Source organism: Bradyrhizobium sp. CIR18 (assembly GCF_014198295.1).
Lineage (GTDB): Bacteria > Pseudomonadota > Alphaproteobacteria > Rhizobiales > Xanthobacteraceae > Bradyrhizobium.
Map to the genome: position 1 here is coordinate 191,780 of NZ_JACIHF010000002.1, position 20,574 is coordinate 212,353.

Annotated in this window: 17 protein-coding genes and 1 other RNA gene; 14 read left to right on the forward strand and 4 right to left on the reverse strand. The window is 66.0% G+C overall.

Going from position 1 to position 20,574, the window contains the following annotated elements:
* Nucleotides 1-324: 324 nt before the first annotated feature.
* The 3 genes from GGD65_RS09455 to GGD65_RS09465 all read left to right on the forward strand — a co-directional run bounded on the left by GGD65_RS09455 (nt 325) and on the right by GGD65_RS09465 (nt 4,955).
* Entirely contained in the window at nt 325-2,124 is a 1,800-nt protein-coding gene (locus GGD65_RS09455; RefSeq protein WP_183235107.1) for an ABC transporter ATP-binding protein, read from the forward strand.
* Nucleotides 2,125-2,202: 78 nt separating this feature from the next.
* Entirely contained in the window at nt 2,203-3,609 is a 1,407-nt protein-coding gene (locus tag GGD65_RS09460; protein WP_183235108.1) for an MATE family efflux transporter, read from the forward strand.
* Nucleotides 3,610-3,683: 74 nt separating this feature from the next.
* On the forward strand, nt 3,684-4,955 hold the full coding sequence (locus GGD65_RS09465; protein WP_183235109.1) for an O-antigen ligase: 1,272 nt from the start codon (nt 3,684-3,686) through the stop codon (nt 4,953-4,955).
* On the opposite strand, the gene GGD65_RS09470 is transcribed toward GGD65_RS09465, so the two are convergent.
* Nucleotides 4,952-5,695, reverse strand: a complete 744-nt coding sequence (locus GGD65_RS09470; RefSeq protein ID WP_092253974.1) for a sulfite exporter TauE/SafE family protein — start codon at nt 5,693-5,695, stop codon at nt 4,952-4,954. The genes GGD65_RS09465 and GGD65_RS09470 overlap by 4 nt on opposite strands.
* Before the next feature lie 225 nt (nt 5,696-5,920).
* Here GGD65_RS09470 and GGD65_RS09475 point away from each other — a divergent pair, with 225 nt between their 5' ends.
* Nucleotides 5,921-6,184 (forward strand): hypothetical protein, encoded by a 264-nt coding sequence (locus GGD65_RS09475; RefSeq protein ID WP_183235110.1) that lies wholly within the window; start codon nt 5,921-5,923, stop codon nt 6,182-6,184.
* 1 nt (nt 6,185) lies between these two features.
* On the opposite strand, the gene GGD65_RS09480 is transcribed toward GGD65_RS09475, so the two are convergent.
* On the reverse strand, nt 6,186-7,556 hold the full coding sequence (locus GGD65_RS09480; RefSeq protein WP_183235111.1) for a PLP-dependent aminotransferase family protein: 1,371 nt from the start codon (nt 7,554-7,556) through the stop codon (nt 6,186-6,188).
* A gap of 49 nt (nt 7,557-7,605) precedes the next feature.
* On the opposite strand from GGD65_RS09480, the gene GGD65_RS09485 reads away from it, so the two are divergent.
* Nucleotides 7,606-8,085 (forward strand): DUF983 domain-containing protein, encoded by a 480-nt coding sequence (locus GGD65_RS09485; protein ID WP_183235112.1) that lies wholly within the window; start codon nt 7,606-7,608, stop codon nt 8,083-8,085.
* Between the two features lie 109 nt (nt 8,086-8,194).
* Here the strand turns inward: GGD65_RS09485 and rnpB are convergent.
* Nucleotides 8,195-8,674: RNase P RNA component class A (gene rnpB / locus GGD65_RS09490), an RNA gene on the reverse strand.
* A 149-nt stretch (nt 8,675-8,823) separates the two neighbouring features.
* Between rnpB and GGD65_RS09495 the strand changes: the two genes are divergently transcribed.
* Together GGD65_RS09495 and GGD65_RS09500 are read left to right on the forward strand one after the other, a co-directional pair.
* Nucleotides 8,824-9,177 (forward strand): YciI family protein, encoded by a 354-nt coding sequence (locus GGD65_RS09495; RefSeq protein ID WP_026202052.1) that lies wholly within the window; start codon nt 8,824-8,826, stop codon nt 9,175-9,177.
* 22 nt (nt 9,178-9,199) lie between these two features.
* Nucleotides 9,200-10,435, forward strand: a complete 1,236-nt coding sequence (locus GGD65_RS09500; protein WP_183235113.1) for an RNA polymerase sigma factor — start codon at nt 9,200-9,202, stop codon at nt 10,433-10,435.
* A gap of 5 nt (nt 10,436-10,440) precedes the next feature.
* Here the strand turns inward: GGD65_RS09500 and GGD65_RS09505 are convergent, their stop codons facing one another.
* Complete coding sequence (locus tag GGD65_RS09505; protein WP_183235114.1) at nt 10,441-11,223, reverse strand: N-acetylmuramoyl-L-alanine amidase; 783 nt, start codon at nt 11,221-11,223, stop codon at nt 10,441-10,443.
* Nucleotides 11,224-11,747: 524 nt separating this feature from the next.
* On the opposite strand from GGD65_RS09505, the gene rsmH reads away from it, so the two are divergent.
* From rsmH to murD, 7 genes are all read left to right on the forward strand, one after another.
* Complete coding sequence (gene rsmH / locus GGD65_RS09510) at nt 11,748-12,737, forward strand: 16S rRNA (cytosine(1402)-N(4))-methyltransferase RsmH (RefSeq protein ID WP_183235115.1); 990 nt, start codon at nt 11,748-11,750, stop codon at nt 12,735-12,737.
* 3 nt (nt 12,738-12,740) lie between these two features.
* Nucleotides 12,741-13,133 carry a hypothetical protein gene (locus GGD65_RS09515; protein WP_092253473.1) on the forward strand — a complete coding sequence of 131 codons (393 nt, stop codon included), beginning with the start codon at nt 12,741-12,743 and terminating at the stop codon, nt 13,131-13,133.
* On the forward strand, nt 13,130-14,872 hold the full coding sequence (locus GGD65_RS09520) for a penicillin-binding protein 2 (RefSeq protein ID WP_183235116.1): 1,743 nt from the start codon (nt 13,130-13,132) through the stop codon (nt 14,870-14,872). Before GGD65_RS09515 ends, GGD65_RS09520 begins: the two co-directional genes overlap by 4 nt.
* Before the next feature lie 79 nt (nt 14,873-14,951).
* Nucleotides 14,952-16,409 (forward strand): UDP-N-acetylmuramoyl-L-alanyl-D-glutamate--2,6-diaminopimelate ligase, encoded by a 1,458-nt coding sequence (locus tag GGD65_RS09525; RefSeq protein WP_183235117.1) that lies wholly within the window; start codon nt 14,952-14,954, stop codon nt 16,407-16,409.
* Nucleotides 16,406-17,785, forward strand: coding sequence for a UDP-N-acetylmuramoyl-tripeptide--D-alanyl-D-alanine ligase (gene murF, locus GGD65_RS09530; protein ID WP_179736189.1), 1,380 nt, complete (start codon nt 16,406-16,408; stop codon nt 17,783-17,785). The genes GGD65_RS09525 and murF overlap by 4 nt, the downstream gene beginning before the upstream one ends.
* 176 nt (nt 17,786-17,961) lie before the next feature.
* Nucleotides 17,962-19,065: a phospho-N-acetylmuramoyl-pentapeptide-transferase gene (gene mraY, locus GGD65_RS09535; protein WP_018318673.1), complete on the forward strand. Its 1,104-nt coding sequence runs from the start codon at nt 17,962-17,964 to the stop codon at nt 19,063-19,065.
* A 7-nt stretch (nt 19,066-19,072) separates the two neighbouring features.
* The gene (murD, locus tag GGD65_RS09540; RefSeq protein WP_183235118.1) at nt 19,073-20,470 is read left to right on the forward strand and encodes a UDP-N-acetylmuramoyl-L-alanine--D-glutamate ligase; all 1,398 of its coding nucleotides are present in this window, start codon (nt 19,073-19,075) and stop codon (nt 20,468-20,470) included.
* Nucleotides 20,471-20,574 lie beyond the last annotated feature (104 nt).

Sequence of the window (20,574 nt, forward strand, 5' to 3'; positions counted from 1 at the left end):
GTGATCTCGCGCGAGCCCCGTTGCAAGTCGCAAACGACACATCTATAAAGCGTACCTCATTCACTCGAACCGGGGAGAGATTTGCATGATTTCGTCGCTTTCGCAGATCGTACGCCCGCGCTCGATGATGTTCTGGTTCGGTATGTACGCGGCCTGTTAGAGGCCTCCTCCGCCAGTTTCGATTGGGCCAAGTTTTCGACCAAGCGTCCCGATCGCTTTCTTTCCCAAGCCAAAGCCAACCTTAAGTGACGCCGTCTCGGCCCTCGCGGCCGGCCTGCGTCCATCGATGGAGCCGGCCCGCGCCAAAGGCGGCCGGATGATGTCATGACCGCTCTGTCAAAAAAGCCCGCGGCGATCCGCCTGGTGCTGCCCTTCGTATTCCGGCACTGGCTGAAGCAGCCGGGACGGGGGCTCATCGTGGCCGGCGGCCTGCTGGGTGCGACCATTGCCGACCTGTTCATGCCGGTCTTCTCGGGCCGGCTGGTCGATGCGCTGACGCGTGGCCCGTCCGATCCCGATGCGCGGCATGCCGCCCTGGTTGCCTTCGGCGCCATCGTGGCGCTGGGCGCTGCCTCCGTGGCGCTGCGGCTGGCCGGCCTGCAGGCGATCGTGCCGTTCACGCTCAAGACCATGTCGGACGTCGCACAGGAGGCCTTCATCCGTGTGCAGCGTTTCTCCACCGACTGGCACGCAAACTCCTTCGCGGGCTCCACCGTGCGCAAGATCACGCGCGGCATGTGGGCGCTCGACCTGCTCAACGACACCATCCTGATGGCGTTGGCGCCCTCGCTGCTGGTGTTGATCGGCTCGATGGTCCTGATCGGGTTGCATTGGGCCTCGCTCGGCGTGGTGATCGCGGTCGGCGCGTTCTTCTATGTCACCATCACCGTCGTGTTCTCGACGCGCTACATCGCGCCGGCCGCCCGAGTCTCCAATGCCTGGGACACCAAGGTCGGCGGCACGCTTGCGGATGCCCTGACCTGCAACGCGGTGGTGAAGTCGTTCGGCGCGGAAGCGCGCGAGGATACGCGGCTCGCCCGCGTCATTAACCGATGGCGCGTGCGGGTGCGGCGGACCTGGCTGCGCTACAACTACACGTCCATGGCGCAGCTGTCGCTGCTGCTCTGCCTCCGCACGTCCGTGATCGGCGGCGCGGTGCTGTTGTGGATGTCGGGACGCGCCTCGCCTGGCGACGTGACCTATGTGCTAACCAGCTACTACATCATCCACGCCTATTTGCGTGACGTCGGCATGCACATCAACAACCTCCAGCGCTCGGTCAACGACATGGACGAGCTGGTGGCGATCCATGCCGAGCCCATCGGCATCGCCGATGCAACCGATGCGCGGCCGATCGCGATCGAGGGCGGCGAGATCGTGTTCGACGACGTGACGTTCCACTATGGCGGCCATCGCGCGCCGCTCTATGACGGGCTGTCGGTGACGATCCGGGCCGGTGAACGTGTCGGCCTCGTCGGACGCTCCGGCTCCGGCAAGACGACCTTCGTCAAGCTGGTGCAGCGGCTCTACGACGTCACCGGCGGCCATGTGCTGATCGACGGGCAGGACATCGCTATGGCGACGCAGCAATCGCTGCGCAGCCAGATCGCGATCGTGCAGCAGGATCCGATCCTGTTTCACCGCTCGCTCGCCGAGAACATCGCCTATGGCCGGCCCGGCGCCAGCCTCGAGGCGATCGAGCAGGCGGCGCGGCTTGCGAACGCGCACGACTTCATCCTGCGCCTGCCCAAGGGCTACGGCACGCTGGTCGGCGAGCGCGGCGTGAAGCTGTCGGGCGGCGAGCGGCAGCGCGTGGCGCTGGCGCGCGCGTTCCTGGCGGATGCGCCGGTGCTGATCCTGGACGAGGCGACCTCGAGCCTCGATTCGGAATCGGAGGCGCTGATCCAGGAGGCGATGGAGCGGCTGATGAAGGGCCGCACCTCGATCGTGATCGCGCACCGGCTGTCGACGGTGCGCAGCCTCGATCGCATCCTGGTGTTCGACCGCGGCGAGGTCGTCGAGCAGGGCACCCACGCCGTGCTCGCGAGCAAGCCTGCAGGCATCTATCGCGGCCTGTTCGAGCGCCAGGTGGTGGAGCTCGGGCGCGTCGCAGCGGCGGAGTGAGGGGGCGGCAGCGGGGCGAACGTCCCGCTGTCACGCCGCCAAGGAATTCGTCAAGGAATGCGTCAAGGATGGAATGAGATGAAAGACCTGACGAACGGCTCCATCGTAAGACACATCCTGGCCATGGCACCTCCGATCATGGCCGGCATGATCTCGATCATGATCTGCCAACTGGTCGATCTGTACTTCGTGTCGGGCCTGGGCGATGCCGCCGTGGCGGGCGTCGCCGCGGCCGGCAATGCTGGCTTTCTCGTCAACGGGCTGATGCAGGTGCTCGGTGTCGGCGCGGGGGCACTGATCGCGCATGCCGTGGGACGCAAGGACCGGCCGGATGCGAACCTGATCTTCAACCAGGCGATCGTGCTGTCGGTGCTGTTCGGACTGTCGACCCTGCTCGCAGGTGCCGCGCTGTCGCGCGCCTACATGCGTTCGATCGCAGCGGACCAGGCCACGATTGAGGCCGGGACCACTTATCTGCTGTGGTTCATGCCGGCGCTCGCGCTGCAGTTCGCGACCCAAGTCATGGGGGCTGCGTTGCGCGCGACCGGTATCGTGCGTCCCACCATGCTGGTGCAGGCGTTTGCTGTGGCCATCAATATCGCGCTGGCGCCGGTCCTGATCACGGGCTGGGGCATTGGTCATGCGCTCGGGGTCGCCGGTGCGGGGCTGGCGAGCTCGATCGCGGTCGCCATCGGCGTGCTGGTGCTGCTGGCGTATTTCCGCAAGGTCGAGCGCTATGTCGCTTTCAATCCGGCGCAATGGCGCCCGCAGCCGCACCATTTGAAGCGCATCCTCAATGTCGGCCTGCCGGCCGGCGGCGAGTTCGCGATGATGTTCATCTTCATGGCGGTGGTCTATTACGTGCTGCGCGATTTCGGCGCGGCGGCGCAGGCCGGCTTCGGCATCGGGCAGCGCGTGCTCGGCCTGATCAACATGCCGGCGCTCGCGGTCGGGCTGGCGGCCGGGCCGATCGCCGGCCAGAATGTCGGCGCAGCCAACGCTGCGCGCGTGCGGGAAACTTTCGTCAAGGCCGCCTTGATCGTCACGATCGTGATGACCGGCTTCATGATCCTTGCGCAGGTGAAGCCGGAGCTGCTGCTCGCCGGATTCTCGAACGACCGCGAGACCATGGACATCGCCTACCTGTTCCTGCGGATCATCTCGCTCAACATGGTCGCACAGGGGCTGATCTTCACCTGCTCGAGCATGTTCCAGGCCCTTGGCAACACCAGGCCGGTGCTCTTGAGCTCGGCGACGCGCGTCTTCACCTACTCGCTTCCGGCGATCTGGCTGTCGACGCGGCCGGGCTTTCGCATGGAGTACGTCTGGTATTTGTCGGTCGCGGCGACAATGTTGCAGGCGGGCTTGAGCCTGTGGTTGCTGCGCCGCGAGTTCAGGAAGCGCCTGACTCCGGCGCCGAAGGAGAAGGCCCCAGAGCAGGAGAGCGCCGAACCCATTGTGCCTCTCGCCCGCGGGCCTGCGTAACGGTGGCTTGTTCCATCCCGGCTGCTCCGGCTAACTTGCCGGGCGGTTGAGGATGGTGGGCTGCAGAAGGGCCAATGACCGGAGTGACGAACGAGCCGCGGGCGGCGTCATGGCTCTCCGCGATCTGGGCGGCGCGCTATCGCACGCCAGCCCGCTTCGTTGCGCTGATCGCGCTGCTGCTGCCGTGGACCACGACCGGGCTGATCTTCGCGCTCATACCCTGGCTGATCGCGTTCGCATTCGTCGATCTTCGCGCGTTTCCACGTTCGCTGCTTCGCCCGATCTGCCTGCTGCCGATCGCGCTGGTCGCGCTCGCCGCCGTCGGAACGCTCTGGTCGGATGCGCCATGGCCGGAGCGAATCCATGCGATCGGGCCGGCGGCGAAGCTGCTGGTCATTCCGCTCCTGATCTACCAGTTCGAGCGCTGGCCCTACGGCCATTGGGTGTTTTCCGCCTTCCTGGCGTCCTGCGCGGCCTTGATGCTCTATTCCTTCGCCGTCGCCTTCGACCCCGCACTCTCGCTGAAGCTCTATCTGTCGCGTGGGCCTTTCAGGGTCGAAAGCGGGATCGCAGTGCGCAACTATATCGACCAGAGCCAGGAATTCGCGCTCTGTGCGCTCGCGCTGGTCTATCCGATCGTGTCGCTGCTGCGACAACGCCGCGCCGCCGCCGCGGCGCTGTTCGCGGTGCTCGCGGTCGGATTCCTCGCCAACATGATCTTCGTCGTGGTCTCGCGCACGGCGCTGGTGACGCTGCCGATCCTGGTGGTGCTGTTCGCGCTGCTGTATCTGCGCCTGCGTGCGGCGCTGCTTGCCGCGGGCGCGATGGGACTGCTGGCCGTGCTGCTCTTTGGCGTGTCGCCGCATCTGCGCATGACGGTTGCGAAGTTTCAGGCCGATTATGAGACGAGCGTGCAGGATCGTCAGGTCAGCGGCATGGGTTCACGTCTGGAATACTGGAGGAAGTCCCTTCGCTTCATCGCCGATGCGCCGCTGGTCGGCCATGGCACCGGCTCGATCCGCGGCCTGTTCGCAAGCGTGGCCGCCGATGCGAAGATCGATCCGCTGCGCGGCGAGGTCGTCAGCAACCCGCACAATCAGACCCTCAGCGTAGCCGTGCAGTGGGGCTTCGTCGGTGTCCTGATCCTCTACGCGCTCTGGTTTGCGCATCTCTCGCTGTTTCGCGGCGCGGGGCTGGCCTGCTGGATCGGCCTACTGGTCGTGGTGCAGAACATGCTGACCTCGCTGCTCAACACGCATTTGTTCGACTTCACGCCGGGCTGGATCTACGTCCTCGGCGTCGGTATCGCCGGCGGCATGGCGCTTGGCAGGAAGACGCAGAATTAGAGTGCGCCGAGACTGTTCCAAACGAGGGTCAGGCCCGACAGGAACAGCAGGCCGAGCACGACGTCGCCAAAATGCTTGTCGTTGAGGGCGTGATAGACGCGCGCGCCGGCCCAGGCGCCGATCAAAGTCCCGGGAAACGCGACCATTGCCAGCCAGACCACCTTGAGCTCGACGAGGCCCGATGCGGTCTGCAGCACCAGTGCTGTCGCGAGAACCGTGAAATTGAAGAGCTGAAAGATGCCGCGCCGCTCATGCTTGTTCCAGCCGCGGATGTTGGCCCAGAGGATCGGCAGTGGCCCGGACAACCCGGCGAGGCCGCCAAGAATACCGCCGGCAAAGCCGATCGCGCCGTCGGCGAGGCGGCCGCCGAACTTGATCGCGAGCGGCCTCTTGTTCAGATAGAGCGCGCTCGAAAAGACCAGAATCAAAATGCCGACGCTCAGCTTGAACACTTTTGGATCGGCGGAGGCGATCAGCATGGTGCCGAGCGGCACGCCGATCAGACCGCCGATCAGGAACGGCCAGACCAGCGAGAGATCGAAGCTCTTCCACATCGAGGGCAGCGTCGAGGTTTGCGCGATCACCGAGCAGATCAGCACCAGGGGCACCGCGAGCGAGGGCGGCAGCACGTAGAGCCAGATGCCGAGCGCCATCAGTGCCGTGCCGAACCCGGCCAGGCCCGAGACGAAGCCGCCGGCCAATGCGCCGAGCAACAGCAGCGCGTAGGTGAGCGTTTCCAACAGGATGTCCTCGTCGCCGGGGCGATCCCGAACTGTTGATCGCCGTCGTCCGCATAGCATGCTTGCTGCTGTGCAAGTCAATCCGCCCTGCACGCAAGCGTGATCTGCGGCGTCGGGCGTTCGCGAAAGACACGCCTACATGACGGTCGTACTTCAAATCGGGTCCCGCCGCCGCTATCTGCGCTCGGATCGGACGGCCCCCGAAAGCGACGATGGAGAATGACCATGACCCGCGCTGAAATCGCCGCTGCAGCCGCGCTGTTGGCGGCCGCCTTGATGCCGACAATGGCCCAGGCGCAGCTTTCAGAGCCTGCGGCCTATCAGGCCGCCCATCCCGACCGCGACGTGCTGAATGGCGGCCAGCTCACGCCTGCGGCGCGTGCGGCTCTCGGTCAGCGGGGCGCGCCCAGCGATGCATATGCTTTGCAGGCCTATCCGTCGCCTGGGGCACCGGTCGTGCGCTCGACCCATCGCCGTCATCGTCGATGATCTAGACGATCTGTCTGGTGTCGGCGGGCTTCTGCAGCGCGCCGACCAGGATGCGCAGCGCTTCCGTCAATTCAGACCTGTTCCGTGCCGCGCCCAGCGAGACGCGCGCCGCATGCGGCGGTGTCCAATCGATCGTGAAGGCATCGCCGGCGACGACCGCAAGTCCGTTCCGCAACAGATGCGCCGCGACATCGGGCCGGTCCTCAGGCAGCCGCAGCCACAGATGATGCGCCGCCGGCTTGGCCAGGAACTGGAAGCCTTTCAATGCGCGCTGCGCGAGCTGTTGACGGCCGACCGCCTCGCTGCGGATGGCGGTGATGATGCGATCGGCAATGCCGCTTTCGATCCAATGCGTCACCAGCGCGACCATCAGCGGCGCCGGCATCTGCACGGTCGCCTGCAAATATGTCCGCATGTCCCGTTGCGCGCCGCTGTCGGGCGTCACCAGATAGGCAACGCGGAGCGCCGGCGCGATGCATTTTGACAGCGTGGTCGCAAGATAAGTCCGCTCCGGAATGAGATTGGCGATCGGCGATGCCGAGCGGTCGAGCAGGCCGTAGGCGTCGTCCTCGATCAGGATCGTGCCGGTATCGCCGATGATCTTTGCGATCGCGCCGCGCCGCTCGGGGACAAGCGTCGCGGTGGTCGGATTGTGCAGCGTCGGGATGAGATAGACGGCCTTCGGCTTGTGCACGCGGCAGGCCTTTGCCAGCGCATCGGGCAGGATGCCGCCGTCATCCATGGCGATGCCGACGAGCTTGATGCCGAGCCGCGCTGCTGCGGCCTTGATGCCGGGGAATGTCAGCGCCTCCGTCAGCACGATGTCGCCGGGCCGCGCCAGATGGGCGAGCAGGTTGAACAGGATCGTCTGCGTGCCCGGAAAGACTACGAGCCTGTCGGCATGCGCGTGCGGCACCCGTGCGCGCATCCAGCGCGCGGCGACCTCGCGCTCATGCGCGCTGCCGCCAGGCGGCTGATAGTTGAGATACGCCGTCAGGCCCGATTGCGCGCGGATCGCTTCCATCCCGGCGATGATGCGCTCGTCGAGCTGCGCCTCCAGCGGATGCGGCGGCACGTTCATCGAAAGATCGATCGCGACGGGATGCGGCAGGTCGACCGCGCGCCGCGCGCTGGTCTCCGACACGAACGAGCCCTGTCCGACCCGCGCCTCCATGATTCCGCGACGCCGCGCCTCGGTGTAGGCGCGCGTCACCGTGGTGAGGTCGACGTCGAGCGCCTTTGCAAGCGCGCGCTGCGTCGGCAGTTGCTGGCCACGCACGAGCCGGCCGGCGGCGATGTCGGCTTCCATGGCCTCGACGATGCGCTGGTAGCGCGGCCCTGATAGCTCCGAGATTGTCGGGGTCCAATCCATGCAATTTAGGCCCATATCCTTTGAATGTATGGATGCAAGATATTATTGTATGGATCGTCGAAAAGGAAGAGGTGTGGTCATGGCGGCCGATTCAGTCTCTCTGGCAAAGGCGATGTGGCGCGGCTTTCGCGGCAAGTGCCCGAACTGCGGCGAAGGACATCTGTTCGGCCGTTTCCTAAAGGTCGCAAACAGCTGTGATCATTGCGGCGAGGAGCTGTTCCACCAGCGCGCCGATGACTTTCCCGCCTATCTCGTGATCGTCCTGGTCGGCCATCTCGTGGTGCCGGCGATCCTGGCGGTCGAGACCGCGTATGCGCCGGCGGTCTGGCTGCAACTCGCGGTGTGGTTGCCGGTGACGCTGTTCGCCTCGCTCGCGTTGCTGCAGCCGACCAAGGGCGCCATCGTCGGGCTGCAATGGCAGATCGGCATGCACGGATTTGAAGTGAGCAAGCAGCGGCGTGAAGCCGATGCGCTCGTGCCGGTGCTGGTAAAAGCGGACACAGGCGCGGCGACGTTAAGGCGTTCCTGAAAATGGTGAGGGGTTCGATGCGGTCAGCATCGAACCCCTCGTTGCTTCCTTAGCAAGACGCGTTTTCTTCACGCGAACCGGAAACCCACTTCGCTCGAAAACGCTTTAGAATATCAGCCGGCCTGTAAGCCGGGTTCTGTAAGGCATCGTCCGCTTGCGCGAACGATACGTGACGGCCATTCCTCTGGGGCCATGTTTGCACATGGCCTCGAGCAACCTACCCGGACGGCGGGCCTGACATCGCCCCGCGGCGTTATCGCTTGCGCGAACAGCCCGCTACGCCGTCCCTATTCGGTTTTGCTCCCGGTGGGGTTTGCCATGCCGGCTCCGTTGCCGGACCCGCGGTGCGCTCTTACCGCACCTTTTCACCCTTACCCGTCTACGCAGCGCTCGCTGCTACGACGCGGCAGGCCCGAGGGCTTGCCGCGCCAAAGCCCCGTAGGGGCGAAGGCGGGCGGTTCGTTCTCTGTGGCACTTTCCCTGGGGTCGCCCCCGCCGGACGTTATCCGGCACCGTATGTCAAGGGAGCCCGGACTTTCCTCCCCGGCGGCCTTTCGGCACCTGCCGGAGCGGCCGTCCGGCCGACTGACTGACAACGCATGGGCATTTGTGACGGTTTCGTCAAGCCGATATCGCGGCCCGCGATCGGCCCGAAATAATTTATCCTGAAGATGTCGTTTGCTGCGTGCCCCGTTCGACTGGATGTCGGCGACACAGCCGAACAACAGGAGTGAAGCGATGCAATATCTGCTGATGATCTACCAGAACGAGGCCGAGTACGCGAAGATTGACACCGGAACCAGCCAGAAGATGTCGGCGGAGTATGAAGCCTTCACGCAATCCATCATCCGGAACGGCAATTTCAAGGCCGGCGATCGGCTGCGACCGACCACGACCGCGACGACGGTGCGTGTGCGCGACGGCAAGATGCTGACGACCGATGGACCGTTTGCGGAGACCCGCGAGCAGCTCGGCGGCTACTATCTGATCGAGGCCAAGGATCTCGACGCCGCGATCGAGATCGCGGCGCGGATTCCGAGCGCGCGCGTCGGTTCGATCGAGGTGCGGCCGATCTGGGTCTACGACAAGTGACGGCCGGGCCGCGCGTCGCCGCATGACCCCAGGCGAGATCGACAAAATCTTCCGCGACGAGGCGGGGCGGGCGCTGGCCACGCTGATCCGCCTCGTCGGCGATTTCGATCTCGCCGAGGACGCGCTTCAGGATGCTTTTGCCGTCGCGCTGGAACGCTGGGCGGCGTGCGAGGTCCCCGACAATCCGCGCGCCTGGCTGGTCAACGTCGCCAGGCACAAGGCGATCGATCGTGTCAGGCGCCAGGCTGTCTTCCGCGGCAAGCAGCAGGCGCTCCTGCACGAGATCGAGCTCAACGCGCAAACGGTCGACGAGCCGGCGACAACGCTCGACGACGACATGCTGCGGCTGATCTTCACCTGTTGCCATCCGGCCTTCGCGCCAGAGGTCCAAGTCGCGTTGACGCTGCGCACCGTCTGCGGGCTGTCGACCACGCAGGTCGCGCGCGCCTTTCTCGTGGGCGAGGAGGCGATGGCGCAGCGGCTGGTCCGCGCCAAGCAGAAGATCAGGCTCGCCGGTATCCCCTACGAGGTACCTGAGCGCGAGGCGCTGGCGCCGCGGCTCGATGGCGTGCTCGCTGTGATCTATCTGGTCTTCACCGAGGGCTATGTCGCGACCGCTGGCGCGGATCTGATGCGGCCTGATCTTGCGGCCGAAGCCATCCGGCTCGGCCGCTTGCTTGATCGGCTGATGCCGGATCGCGGCGGCATCAAGGGCCTGCTGGGCCTGATGCTGCTGCACGATGCGCGCCGCGCCGGACGCGAGACCGCGGCCGGTGATATCGTGCTGCTCGAGGAGCAGGACCGCATGCTGTGGGATCGCGGGCAGATCGAGGAGGGCTTGGGCCTGGTCGAGGATGCGCTGCGCGTGCCCGGACGGCCGCAGCCTTATGCTGTGCAGGCCGCGATCGCCGCGCTGCATGCCCGCGCGCCGAGCTTCGAGCAGACCGACTGGCGGCAGATCGCCGGGCTCTACGAGGTGTTGCTGCGCATCTCTCCCTCTCCGGTGATCGAGCTCAACCACGCTGCCGCCGTGTCGATGGTCGACGGGCCGGCACGTGCGCTCGATCTCGTCGATGCGATCAGCGCCCGAGGCGGGCTCCGCGGCTATGAGCTGTTGCCCGCAGTGCGCGCGGATCTGTTGCGGCGAATGGGGCGCAAGGATGAAGCATGCGAGGCGTATCGGGCAGCGACGGAGGCGACGCAGCTCGAGCCGTTGCGGCGGCTCTATGCGCGGCGGGTGAGGGAGATGAATAACTAGCGCCGTTACTTTGACGCGACGGTCGTTTCCTCTGCCGGCAGGCTCGCCAGCAGCGCCTGCAATGTCGACAGCGTCGAATGATCCGCGACACCGTCCAGCCGCGCCGGGCGGAAGTGGCGCTGGAAGGCGGTGACGACTTCCATGGTCGCGGCGTCGTATTTGCCTGTCAGCGGCACACCGTAGCCGTATCTGGCGAGCGCTTGCTGCAGGCTCAGCACCTCGTCGCTGATGGTGCCGAGCATCAGGGTCTCGCCGCGCACGACCGGGGCCGGCGTCACCCAATGACCGACGCCGGAATTGGCCAGCGAGTGCCACGGAAATTTTTCGCCGGGGTCCTTCTTGCGCGCGGGTGCGACGTCGGAATGGCCGAGCACCCGGTGGGCCGGCACCTTGCGGCGGAGCATGATGCCGCGGCACAGCGCGATCACGGCGGCGATCTGGCGCAGCGGATATTCCGGATAGCCCCAGTCGTGGCCGCGATTGATGATCTCGATGCCGATCGAGCACGAGTTGATGTCGTCCTCGCCGGCCCAGGACGAGACGCCGGCGTGCCACGCGCGCCTGGTTTCGGGCACGCATTGCACGATGCGGCCGTCCTCCAGCACGACGTAATGCGCCGAGACGTCGGTCCCGGCCGTGCACAGCCGCGCCAGCGCGCCCTCGACATCGGGCATGCCGGTATAGTGCAGCACGATCATATCGGGCTGCCGTGCCTTGCTGCGCTCGCCATAGTTCGGCGAGGGGATGATGTCGGACACGATCGAGGAATCCGGCTCGAACGCCCTCATGCTCGCCGCGGCCTTGGGAACGGGGAGAACGCGTTGACGCTTCGAATCAGATCCAGACGGTGTGGACGAACCGGACGGCGGCATAGGCAAACCAAGGTGGGACGGAGAGTGGGCCAAGCCCTTCTCTTTACTATTCCTTTACCCTCCACCCCGCGCAATCGCGCAGCGCGGTTAACGGATGCATTTTGGCGCAAGTGTGTGGATGAAGCATCACCGCCGCATCAGCTTTTCGACTTGTCACCAGCCGAGCAACGCTTTCTTAACGCTAAGGGCCGTTACTGAGGGATGAAGAGCCGACCCGCGTCCGGAGGCGGCCAAAGCGTATTTTGGCTCGAAATCCCATGGCTGCCCGACAAATTCCGCTGGGAACATTGGGTTTGCCGCCCGGGACGACCGGGCTCGGTAACCATGCTGGACGGTGCGGTCGTGGAACCGCCGCGATACGGAGTCATTCGAGGCGTCATGGGCTTGTTCGTCCCCAATCTCGCTTGGACGTCAGGCTGGGCCTCCAGCAGGTCTGGCGCATGAGCCCGGCTCCGCACATTCCCGTTCTTGGCCCTGAGGCCATCGCCCATCTCGCCCCGCGCGATGGCGGTATTTATGTCGATGCCACCTTCGGCGCCGGCGGCTATAGCCGCGCGATCCTCGACGTTCCGGGAACCCGGCTCATTGCCATTGACCGCGACAGCACCGCCATCGCCGGCGGCGCCGAACTGGTCGAACGCTCCGCGGGCCGGTTGATGCTGGTCGAGGACCGATTCTCCAATCTTGCCGAGGTCTGCGCCGCGCAAGGCGTGGACGCCGTGGACGGCGTCGTGATGGACGTCGGGGTGTCCTCGATGCAGCTCGACCAGGCCGGTCGCGGTTTCTCGTTCCGGCTCGACGGTCCGCTCGACATGCGGATGGGGCAGGCGGGGCCGACCGCGGCGGACGTCGTCGCCCGCGCCTCGGAAGCCGATCTCGCCGACATCATCTATCTCCTCGGCGAGGAGCGGCATTCGCGCCGCGTCGCCCGCGCCATCGTCGCGGACCGGCAGGAGACGCCGTTCACGACCACGCGTGCGCTCGCCGACCTCATCGGCAGGGTGGTGCGCTCCAAGCCCGGCGATATTCATCCGGCGACGCGGACGTTCCAGGCCCTGCGCATCTTCGTCAACGAAGAGCTCGAGGAACTTCAGACCGCGCTCGCTGCGGCCGAGCGCGTGCTCAAGCCGGGCGGACGCCTCGTCGTGGTCTCCTTCCATTCGCTGGAAGATCGCATCGTCAAGAATTTCCTCTCCGAGCGTTCCAAGACCGGCGGCGGCTCGCGGCATTTACCGGAGGTGGCGCAGGTTCCGCCGAGCTTCCAGCTCCTGACGCGGCGGCCCGTAATCGCCGGTGAGGACGAAGTCGCGCATAACCCGCGCGCGCGCTCCGCAAAGCTCCGCGCCGCCGAGCGCACCTCGGCGCCCGCGCATCAGGATGGCGAACCATCGTCCTGGCCAAAACTCTCCGACGTGATGAGGGGCGGCTAGCGCATGCGCATCATCCACCTCTTCGTCATCGGCGCGCTGATCTTCGCGGCGGCCTATGTCTACCGGATCAAGATGGACTCCACGGCGCGCGTCGAGAAGGTGCTGCGGCTGCATGCGGAGATCCGCGAACAGCGCGACGCGATCGCTTCGCTGCGATCCGAATGGGCCAAGCTCGATGCGCCCCATCGGCTGCAGGGCCTGTCCGACCGGCATCTGCAGCTCAAGCCGGTCAACGGCACGCAATATGACCAGCTCAAGAACCTGCCGGAGCGTCCGCCGCGGATGTTCAGGCCGGGCGAGCCCGATCCGATCGGAGCCATGCTCAACACCATCGAAGCCGCGAGCGATCCTGACAATGTGACGGGCTCCGTGCCTCAGCCCGAGGACAAGCAATGAGCGGTGCGATTCCGGCCAAAACGACGGAACCCTGGCGCCAGCGGCTGATCCGCAGCCTGCTCTACGGGCGCAATGTCGACCGCGCCGCGAAGGCACGCGCGCGCGTTGGTCTTGCCATGCTCGCCTTCGCCTCGGTCTACGCCCTGATCGGCGGGCGGCTCGTGATGTTCGCGATCGGCGCCGATGCCCATGGCGCACGCCGCGCCGCGGCGCAAGAGGTGGTGGCGACCGCACGCCCCGACATCGTCGACCGCAACGGTGCCATTCTTGCGACCGACGTCAAGGCGGCGAGCCTGTTCGGCGAGCCGCGCCGCATCATCGACAAGGACGAGGCGATCGAGCTTCTTACCGCGACCGTGCCCGACCTCGACGAGGCCGAGGTGCGCGAGCGCCTGAGGACGCGCAAGGGCTTCGTCTGGCTCAAGCGCGAGGTCACGGCGAAGCAGCAGCAGGCCATCCACAAGCTCGGCATTCCCGGCATCGGCTTCCTGCGCGAAAACAAGCGCGTCTACCCGACCGGCAACGAGGTCGCCCACCTCATCGGTCTCGTCAACATCGACAACCAGGGCATCGCCGGCATGGAGAAGTGGCTCGACAACCAGGGCCTCGCCGATCTCCATCGCGCGGGCTTTGCCACCGACCGGCTGCAAAAGCCGATCGAGCTCTCGATCGATCTGCGCGTCGAGCACGCGCTGCGGGACGAGCTCTTGAAGGCCAAGGAGAAGTTCCACACCAAGGCCGCCTCCGGCATCGTCTCGAACGTCAAGACCGGCGAGATCGTGGCGATGGTCTCGCTTCCGGACTTCGATCCGAACAATCCGAAGGAAGCGCACGACCCGGACCGCATCAACCGCCTGACCACCGGCGTCTACGAGATGGGCTCGACCTTCAAGGCGTTCACGCTGGCGATGGCGCTCGATTCCGGAAAGATCAATTTGAACACATCGTGGGATGCCCGCGGAAACCTGCACTACGGCAAGTTCACCATCCACGACAGTCACCCGCTCGGACGCTTCATCAACACCAAGGAAGTGTTCACCTACTCGTCCAACATCGGCGCTGCACGGATCGCGCTCGGCCAGGGTGTGGAAGCGCACAAGGCGTTCCTTGCCAAGATGGGCCAGCTGACGCGGCTGCGCACGGAACTTCCGGAGAGCGCGGCTCCGCTGATCCCGCGCCGCTGGGGTGAGCTGAACACGGTCACCATCGCGTTCGGCCAGGGCATGTCGGTGGCGCCGCTGCAGGCGGTGATGGGCATCAACGCGCTGGTGAACGGCGGCTATCTGATTCCGCCGACCTTCATGAAGCGCAGCGAATCCGAAGCGGCGGCGATGGCCAAGCGCGTGATCAAGACGGAGACCAGCGACAAGATGCGGTTCCTGATGCGGCTCAATGCCGAAATCGGCACCGCCAAGACCGCTGACGTCAAGGGCTACTATGTCGGCGGCAAGACCGGCACGTCCGAGAAGGTCATCAACGGCCGCTATGCCAAGAAGCGCGTGCTCAACTCGTTCACCGCCATCATGCCCTGCGACGATCCGAAATATCAGATCCTGATCATGCTGGACGAGCCGCAGGCGATTCCCGAAACCAAGGGCTTCATCACCTCCGGCTGGAACGCGGTGCCGACCGGCGGCAAGGTGATCGAGCGGATCGCGCCGCTTCTGGGCGTCGAGCCGCGGTTCGACCTGCCGCCGTCCGAGCGCCTTATTCTTGCAGCATCCAGGACAACCCAGTAATCAATCGGGTGGGCCGTAGCCGTTGCTGAGTCGGGGATTTCCCTCAAGATTCGGCTTTCGGTACGGCGACTGGAAGACCATGAAGCTGCGCGACCTCTTAGGCAATGATGCCGCGATCGAGCCCGCAATCGCGGCGCTCGAGGCGACGGGCCTTGCGCTCGACAGCCGCGTGGTCAAGGCCGGCGACCTCTTCTTCGCACTCGCGGGCAGCAAGACGGACGGTGCGCGCTTCATCGATGCCGCGGCGGCCGCAGGCGCCGTGGCCGTCGTCGGCGACCACGCGCCGGCTGCCTGCAAGGTGCCGTTCATCACTGTCGCCAATCCGCGTCACGCGCTGGCGCTGGCTGCGGCAAAATTCTTCCCGTCGCAGCCCGCGACCATCGCCGCGGTGACCGGCACCAGCGGCAAGACCTCGGTCGCAGCGTTTACGCGCCAGATCTGGGAGCGGCTGGGGCACGCCTCCGCCAGCATCGGTACCATCGGCCTCGTCTCGCCCAAGCGCACCGTCTATGGCTCGCTGACCACGCCGGATCCGATTGCGCTGCACCGGCAGCTCGACGAGATCGCGCGCGAGGGCGTGACGCACCTCGCCTTCGAAGCGTCCTCGCACGGGCTCGATCAGTACCGGCTCGACGGCGTGCGCGTCTCGGCCGGCGGCTTCACCAATCTGTCGCGCGACCACATGGATTATCATCCGACCGTCGCGCATTATCTTGCAGCGAAACTCCGCCTGTTCCGGGAACTCGTTTCTCCGGGCGGCGCGGCGGTGATCTCGGCCGATCACGATTGCTCGGCGGAAGCGATCGATGCTGCGAAGGCACGCGGCCTGCGCGTGATGGCAGTCGGCCGCAAAGGCGACGGGGCAGGCGATGGTATCCGTCTTGCCGACGCCAAGGTCGAAGGATTTTCTCAGAAGCTGACGGTCGAGCATCGCGGCAAGCGCCATGCCGTCCGGCTGCCGCTGGTCGGCGAATTCCAGATCGAGAACGCGCTGGTATCGGCCGGACTTGCGATCGGTACCGGCAGCGATGCCGCCAATGTGTTCGCAAGCCTCGAGCATCTCGAAGGCGCCAAGGGCCGGCTCGAGCGCGTCGGCGAGCGCAATGGCGCGCCGATCTTCGTCGACTACGCGCACAAGCCCGATGCGCTCGCCAAGGCGCTGCAGGCGCTGCGGCCCTATGCGAAACGAAAGCTGGTCGTCGTGTTCGGCGCCGGCGGTGACCGCGATGCCGGCAAGCGTCCGATCATGGGCGAGATCGCGGCCGAGAATGCCGACGGCGTCATCATCACCGACGACAATCCGCGCAGCGAGAAACCGGAAGCCATCCGCGCCGCGATCCTCGCCGCGGCGAAGGGCGCCCGCGAGATCGGCGACCGTGCCGCGGCAATCCGAACCGCGATCGAGGAACTACAGGAAGGCGATGCACTGCTCGTCGCCGGCAAGGGACACGAGACCGGGCAGATCGTCGGCGGCGAGGTGCTGCCCTTCAGTGATCACGAGGCGGTCGCCGCCGCATTAGCGTCGAGGGTTGCATGAGCGCGCCGATATGGACGGTTGCCGAAGTCGCGCGCGCGCTGGGCGCTGCCGGATCATTTCCGGATACGCCGATTGATTTCGTCACCCAGGACAGCCGGCTGGTGAAGCCGGGCAGCCTGTTCGTTGCGCTGAGCGGCACGCCGAGCGGCGGCTTCGTCTCGGCCTTCGCCAGCGCGCGCGACGGCTGGGAGTTCGCGGACAAGGCCGAGGCTTCCGGCGCGGTCGCGATGATCGTGCCGCACGAGATCGCGGGCATTCGCATCCCCCAGATCGTCGTCAAGGACACGCTGATCGACGGCCTCTGGGGCCTCGCGCGCGCCGCCCGCGCCCGCTTCCGCGGGCCTGTGATCGGGCTCACCGGCAGCGCGGGCAAGACCAGCACCAAGGAATTTCTGGCGGCCTATCCGAACGCCTATGCCAGCCCCTCGAGCTTCAACAATTTCTGGGGCGTGCCGCTGACGCTGTGCAATGCCAGGCTAGATGCCAGCCTCTGGGTCGTCGAGATGGGCATGAACCAGCAAGGCGAGATCGCGCGGCTCAGCGAACTGACGCGGCCCACCGTCGCACTCGTCGTCAACGTCCAGCCCGTGCATCTGGAAAAGCTCGGCTCGCTCGAAGCCATCCGCCGCGAGAAGGTGTCGATCGCGCTCGGTCTGCCCGAGGACGGGGTGCTGGTGCTGCCGGCCGGGCTGAAGGCATCCGAATGGAAGGGCAAGGTGGTGCGCTTCGGCGAGCATGCCGAGGTGCACGAGGTCACGCACGCGCCGCATGGCGAGAGCTGGCAGGTCGTGGCCATGATCGGCAAGAAGCAGATCGCCTTCAGCCTGACGCCGGGCGCGCCGCACCGCGTGCAGAATGCGCTGGCCGCGCTCGCCGCCATCCGCGCCGCGAGCCTCGATGCGGCGACGCTGGCGATCAAGCTCGATCGGGTCGGCATCATGACCGGCCGCGGCGTCGAGCAGGCGGTCGGCGGTATCACCGTGATCGACGACAGTTTCAACGGCAATCCGGCCAGCGTCGCCGCTGCGCTGCAAAGCCTCCAGGCGCGCAATGTGACCGGCGGCCGTCGCGTTGCCGTGCTCGGTGACATGCTGGAGCTGGGCGATGATGCACCAGGCTATCACACCGGCCTTGCCAAGCATCTCGACGGGATCGACGGGATCTACTGCGTCGGCCCTCTGATGCGCCATCTCTATGATGTGCTCCCGGCCGGCAAGGGCCTTGGCTGGCACGACGATCCCGCCACCTTGAAGCCGAGTGAGGTCGCGAACCTGCTGAAGGCAGGCGACGTCGTGGTTGTCAAGGGCAGCAAGAAGATGTTCTGGGTCAACAAGTTTGTGCCGGGCCTGGTGGCCGCCTTGCAGGCAAAGGCGTAAACTGCTTGGAAGGCGCTGTTCCCGAACCCCACCCTTTGCGGCGCGAAGCCGTCCGATTTCCCGGAGGTCGCGCGACCATGATGAAGACCAGCGAATGCGCGTAAGGCACGTTGAGGCCAAGCTCAAGAAGATCAAGGCCAAGACCGCGTGCGCAAAGGCGCCATAGGACCGTCTGAATGTTTTACTGGCTGATCGAGCTCTCCAACACATTTCCGGGCTTCGGTGCCGTTCGCACCTTCCTGAACGTCTTCCGCTACATCACCTTCCGCACTGGCGGCGCCGTCGTCACCGGCGCGCTGTTCGTGTTCCTGTTCGGGCCCTGGATCATCGATCATTTGCGCATCCGCCAGGGCAAGGGCCAGCCGATCCGGACCGACGGTCCGCAATCGCATCTCGCCAAGAAGGGCACGCCTACGATGGGCGGGCTGATGATCCTGTCCGGCCTCACGGTCGGCACGGTGCTGTGGGCCAATCCGCTCAACCCCTATGTCTGGATCGTGCTGGCGGTGACGCTCGGCTTCGGCTTCGTCGGCTTCTATGACGACTACCTCAAGGTGACCAAGCAGACCACGACCGGGTTCGGCAGCAAGCTTCGCCTGCTGATCGAGGCGGCGATTGCGCTGGTGGCCTGCTACGCGCTGGTGCGGCTGAACCGCGATCCCGCATCGACCGCGCTGACGATTCCGTTCCTCAAGGACACCGTGCTGCATTTCGGCTGGTTCTTCGTCATCTTCGGCGCCTTCGTCATCGTCGGCTCCGGCAACGCGGTGAACCTCACCGACGGGCTCGACGGCCTCGCCATCGTTCCCGTGATGATCGCGACCGCGAGCTTTGCGATGATCGCCTATCTCGCCGGCAACGCGGTGTTCGCCGAATATCTGCAGATCAAATATGTCGCCGGCACCGGCGAGCTCGCGGTGCTCTGTGGTGCGTTATTGGGCGCCGGCCTCGGCTTCCTCTGGTTCAACGCGCCGCCGGCCTCGATCTTCATGGGCGACACCGGCTCGCTCGCGCTCGGCGGCATGCTCGGCGCCATCGCGGTCGCGGTGAAGCACGAGATCGTGCTGGCGGTGATCGGCGGCCTGTTCGTGCTGGAGGCGGTCTCCGTCATCGTGCAGGTGGTGTCGTTCAAGCTCACCGGCAAGCGCATCTTCCGGATGGCGCCGATCCATCACCATTTCGAGCAGCTTGGCTGGACCGAGCCGCAGATCGTGATCCGCTTCTGGATCATCTCGGTGATGCTGGCGCTGGCCGGTCTCTCCACGCTGAAGCTGCGGTGATCGGTCGATGATCCCCGTCACGTCCTTCGCCGGCAAGACGGTCGCGGTGTTCGGCCTCGGCGGCTCGGGGCTCGCCTCCTGCCACGCGCTGAAGGCCGGCGGTGCCGAGGTAATCGCCGCCGACGACAATGCCGAGAATGTCGCCAAGGCCGCGCAGGCCGGCTTCATCACTGCCGATCTGCGCAACGTGTCCTGGGCGAATTTTACCGCGCTGGTGCTCGCGCCCGGCGTGCCGCTGACCCATCCAGTGCCGCACTGGAGCGTGCTGAAGGCGCGCGAGGCGGGCTGTGAGGTGATCGGCGACATCGAGCTGTTCTGCCGCGAGCGGCGCCGCCACGCGCCGGATGCGCCGTTCGTCGCCATCACCGGCACCAACGGCAAGTCGACCACGACGGCGCTGATCGCGCATCTGACCAAAGTCGCCGGTTACGACACCCAGATGGGCGGCAATATCGGCACAGCGATCCTGTCGCTGGAGCCGCCGCGCATGGGCCGCGTCCACGTCATCGAGATGTCGTCCTACCAGATCGACCTCACGCCCTCGCTCGATCCTTCCGTCGGCATCCTGCTCAATGTCAGCGAGGACCATATCGATCGCCACGGCACCATCGCGCACTACGCTGCGGTGAAGGAGCGCCTCGTTGCCGGCGTGCAAGCTGGCGGCACGGCGATCGTCGGCGTCGATGACGGCTTTTGCCGCGACATCGCCGACCGGCTCGACCGCGCCGGCAAGACCGTGGTGCGGATCTCCGTCAAGAATCCGCTGGCCTCAGGCATCCATGTCGAGCACGGCAATATCGTGCGCACCGCGGGCGGCGCCCGCAGCGAAATCGCCGCGCTCGGCGGCATCGGCTCGCTGCGCGGCCAGCACAATGCGCAGAACGCAGCCTGCGCCGCCGCTGCTGCGCTGGCGATGGGCGTCAGCCAGGACGTGCTGCAGAACGGCCTACGCAGCTTTCCAGGCCTTGCGCACCGCATGGAGCAGGTCGGCCGCCGCGGCAACGTGCTGTTCGTCAACGATTCCAAGGGCACCAATGCGGATGCCACGGCGCACGCGCTGTCATCTTTCGCTGACATCTTCTGGATCGCCGGCGGCAAGCCCAAGGCCGGTGGCATCACTGGCCTGACCGGCTATTTCCCGCGCATCCGCAAGGCCTATCTGATCGGCGAGGCCGCGCAGGAGTTTTCCGGCACGCTCGGCACAGTCGCGCACGAGGTCAGCCAGACCCTCGACGTCGCGGTCGAGCATGCCGCGCGCGATGCGGAAGCGTCGGGCCTCGCGGATGCCGTCGTGCTGCTGTCGCCGGCCTGCGCCTCGTTCGACCAGTACCGCAACTTCGAAATCCGCGGCGCCAAGTTCCGCGAGCTGGTGCAGGCGCTGCCGGGCGTGAAGCCGGTGGTGTGAGGCGCGCCGGCACGTCGTTCTCCGCTGTCGTCACCCGCGAAAGCGGGTGACCCAGTATTCCAGAGGCCCATCGAGAAGACGTCGACCGCCGCGGCGTACTGGAT